Origin of the sequence: Synechococcus sp. R8-2 (genome assembly GCF_047461715.1) — a bacterium.
Lineage (GTDB): Bacteria > Cyanobacteriota > Cyanobacteriia > Thermostichales > Thermostichaceae > Thermostichus.
This window is the reverse complement of sequence record NZ_JANSHQ010000448.1, coordinates 1-3,669: the sequence shown is the minus strand read 5'-3', so window position 1 is coordinate 3,669 and position 3,669 is coordinate 1. Positions and strand designations below refer to the sequence as shown.

Annotated in this window: 4 protein-coding genes; 3 read left to right on the top strand and 1 reads right to left on the bottom strand. The window is 53.4% G+C overall.

Going from position 1 to position 3,669, the window contains the following annotated elements; translation table 11 throughout:
• Both NW819_RS10680 and NW819_RS10675 read left to right on the top strand, forming a co-directional pair.
• Positions 1 to 258, top strand: a 258-nt coding sequence (locus NW819_RS10680) for a DUF4258 domain-containing protein (RefSeq protein ID WP_414413730.1), incomplete at its 5' end; no start/stop codon positions are given.
• Positions 255 to 509, top strand: a complete 255-nt coding sequence (locus NW819_RS10675) for a DUF2283 domain-containing protein (RefSeq protein WP_011433140.1) — start codon at positions 255 to 257, stop codon at positions 507 to 509. The genes NW819_RS10680 and NW819_RS10675, both read left to right, overlap by 4 nt.
• A gap of 298 nt (positions 510 to 807) precedes the next feature.
• Here NW819_RS10675 and NW819_RS10670 read toward each other — a convergent pair whose 3' ends face one another.
• Positions 808 to 1,266, bottom strand: coding sequence for a gamma-glutamylcyclotransferase family protein (locus NW819_RS10670; protein ID WP_414342279.1), 459 nt, complete (start codon positions 1,264 to 1,266; stop codon positions 808 to 810).
• An 89-nt stretch (positions 1,267 to 1,355) separates the two neighbouring features.
• Between NW819_RS10670 and NW819_RS10665 the strand changes: the two genes are divergently transcribed.
• On the top strand, positions 1,356 to 3,669 hold a 2,314-nt coding region (locus NW819_RS10665; RefSeq protein WP_414413729.1), incomplete at its 3' end, for an AAA family ATPase.

Here is a 3,669-nt window from a genome sequence, read left to right as displayed (position 1 = left end):
CTCCTGCGATTTCTAGCTGAGCATGCGTTGAGACGGCTGCAGCAGCGACAAGAGATCGCAAGCCAGTGGATCGAGAGAGTTCTGAGCTGCCCTGACTACGTACAAGTGGATCCCAAAGATCCTCAGCTCAAGCAAGCCTATGGTCGAATTCCGGAGTACGGCAATCGCCTCCTGAAGATTGTTTACGATGAATCAACGGATCCTTGGACAGTGGTGACTATCTTTTTTGATCGAACAATGGGGAAAAAGCTGCCATGAGACCTTTCATCGAGTTTGATCCTGATGTGGATGCTGGATATATTCGTTTGACAACAGCTCAAGTCCAAAGCTCAGAGGAGATTGCCCCTGGGGTTGTTTTGGATTTCGACAAGGAAAATCAACTGGTTGGAGTTGAGGTTCTCTCTGTTCATCGACAAATGGATAGCGACATTAAAATGCTTCCGCAAGAGATTCAAGACTACATCGTTTTATTGAGAAACTCCGTGTTGCAAGAACAGTTACTGAGTTAGATGAGAGTCTGGCAACACTAGCCCCACCGCATCTGTAGACGCAAGAGGAGTACCATTGCGATGGCCAGCCTTTTACTGTGGCCTGTTTGGCATGGTTGTAGGTGATTGAGATAACAGTCGCCGACCTTTCGGATTGCCAACGGATGTGCCGTCACTTTTATCGAATAGGCCGCACTCTCTTGGATCTGGACGCTGCCAAAACCGTTCGGGATCAACCCACCTGGTTTGAGGCTCCATCTTAAGGTCAGGGGCAGGAACCTGTTTGCCAGCAGCCTCAATCCCCTTGGACAGAGTGCTCTCAGCCACCCAACCCCATCGCTTCAATTTGATGAATGTAGTCGGGGGGAAGCCCATGCTCTCGTGCCCCCTTCAAGATTCCTTGAAGATATCCCTCGCTTGGGATCAATGAATCATCAATGAATGAATCTCCCGCCACGTAAGTCATTGCTTCGATCACTTCACCCTCATCGCTTCGAACCTGAACCTGCTGGCGACGGTAATGACCTCCCGGAATTCCTTCATACCGATCCATCCTCTCCAGCCTGTCCGAGCTGCACAGATAGGCAACTCCCCACACAACCCCAGAGGGATCCCGGACAATGTTGGCCTTGCCGGTTCCATCGTTGCCGCGCTTGTTGAACGTCAGGCGGTATCCCTGCAAACGAGCACGCCTAGCTTCCTTGAAATCAACAGCACGGTGTCCCATCTGCTGGGCATCTAGGTTACTTCCGTATGCAAAATACCACTGCTCACTCATCTCTAGTTCCCTTGGTGTCGGGTGAACCCGCCTACCCAGAGTTACACTGAGATATTGAGCACATTAGCATCACGGGATCCCGCCCTTCCATGAGCTACTTGGTTATCGACACCGAGGGCAACCCCAACCTCAAAGAAATCGCCCTTATCGACAGCAGCGGCCAGCTCATCTACCACGCCTACACCCAAGAATACTCGCCCCACCACCCCCAGCCCAAACCTTTGGCCCAAATCGTTGCTGACCTGCGGCGCTTGGCACAAGGCAAGACTCTTGTTTTCCACCATGCAGATCACGACCTAAAAATCCTTAAACAAGCCTTTGACCAAGTTAACCAAGATTGGCTTCCTAACCCCATCTTCTGTACTTGGTCAGCCGCCAAGCAATGTTTTCCCAACCTCGCCGGTTACAGTCTAGAGTATCTTAGCAAACATCTTAGTATCCAACTGGAGAGCGGCTATTTCAACTCCAAACTGGCCCACGACGCCAGCTACGATGCTCTTTTTACCTATCACCTCTATCGCCACCTCACCCACGCTCAGCTCAAAGCTCAGAATATTCCCAACCCCTTTGCCAGCAGTAGAGTTGACAATCCCTTTCAGAGTTACCCCGACGAGGCTACCATCTATCAGTCTCAGTACCAGCAACTCACAGCCGTTCTCCAGGACATTCAACGGGATCCCAACCACCAGAGCCGGGGCGTTGTCCTACTGGGGGAACCTGGATCCGGCAAGACTCACCTAATCATGCGGGTGGCCCAAAACCTGCTGCGCCACAACCGTCTCCTGTTTATCCCTCAGCCCACCCATCCCGACAACATCTATCACCACATCTACAGCCACACCCTGGAATCCCTGCGCGAACGGGTAGATGCCCATCACCACACCCAGCTCGACTACTTGATTGCCAAGAGCTTTGTGGAAATCTTGAAAACCTTCCCCCAAACCTCAAAAACTGAAGAGCTTCTCTCCCTTCTCACGGCGGATCCCCTCAACCTCTTTCATTGCCTGGGAGCAGAAGGCACCGAGCGTCGTCGTCAACAATGGCAAGCCATTGAAAAACTGGTTCTGCGCTGGTGGGCAGAGCAAAACTTCCTTACCGGTTCCACCGAAAACATTCTCAAGGGCATCATCAAATACTGCAGCTACAGGGATCCCAACCGCCGTCACCAGATCATCCGCTGGCTCAGCGGTACCGACCTGGATCCCGAGGATACCGGCTTGATTGGGTTGCCCCCCTGGAGTGCAGATCTCGACCGCAACACCTTTGCTCTAGAAGGAATGAAAGTCATCGGTAGGCTCTCGCTGCTTGACCGACCTCTCATTATTGTCTTTGACCAATTGGAAGCTTTGGGCCGAGAAGAAAATCGAGATATCCTCCTCAACTTGGGCGATGCCCTGAAAGAGCTTTTTACCCGTATCCCCAACAGTCTGTTTATCCTCAATCTGTTCCCCGACCGTTGGCAACATTTCCAAACCCAATTTGACCGGGCCACCGTTGATCGTCTCTCCCAAACCGTTCTCTCTCTGGAGCCCCCACCTGCTCCCCAGCTTCAAACCCTTCTGCAAACCCGTCTGCCCTCAGGGATCCACCTCCAAGCTCTCTTCACCGCCGATGACCTCAGCGATATCCTCAGCCAACCCTCCATCCGCGCCATTCTCAACCGAGCCTCAGCCTACTACCGCCACTACATCAACGGGATCCCTCTCCCTCCCCAGGTGCAAGTTGTACCCACTGCCAGCAATCTAGCCGCCCGTGTCCAGCGGCTCGAAACTGAGCTGCAAACCCTCAAACAACTGCTCATCCCCCTTCTGCCTGCCCACGGCCCCTCCATCGTTCTATCTCCACCCCTTCGGGATCCCAGCCCATCTGCCGATCTTGTTGAGACGCTGGATCCCTATCTCCGCACCACTGAGGCTCAGCTCCGCGCCGCCTATCCCCAAGAGGCGATCATCGACAGCACAGCCGATATCGGCAAATTGCGCACCATCGGCAATGCCCTACAAGGGATCCATCCCCTCCCCATGAGCACCCTGAAGCTGGGCCAACGCAAACTTCCAGATCACCTCTATTTCTCCGCCCAGAAGCGGGTGATCGCCTTTATCCAAGTGGGTCCCAGCAGCATGTATGGACAGCTCAATAACTTCAACCAATTGGTGATTGCTCACCCTGAGCTTCAGTTTCTTTTGCTACGGGATGCCCGCCTTAAGCCTCCTTCCAAAACGGCTACCGCCACCCAAGCGGCCTTGGCCGCCCTCAACAACAGCCCCAATGGCAAGTATGCTCTGCTCACCCAAGACGACCGCATCCATCTGGAGCTTATGCACAGGATGATCACCGACATCCAAAACCGCGACCTGGAAATCGACCTGACCCAAGCCGTTCGGTATTATCTTGACCACAGGG

Excerpts from the sequence above, each read along its gene's own strand:
- NW819_RS10675 (WP_011433140.1), top strand. The coding sequence starts at position 255 with ATGAGACCTTTCATCGAGTTTGATCCTGATGTGGATGCTGGATATATT.
- NW819_RS10670 (WP_414342279.1), bottom strand. The coding sequence starts at position 1,266 with ATGAGTGAGCAGTGGTATTTTGCATACGGAAGTAACCTAGATGCCCAG.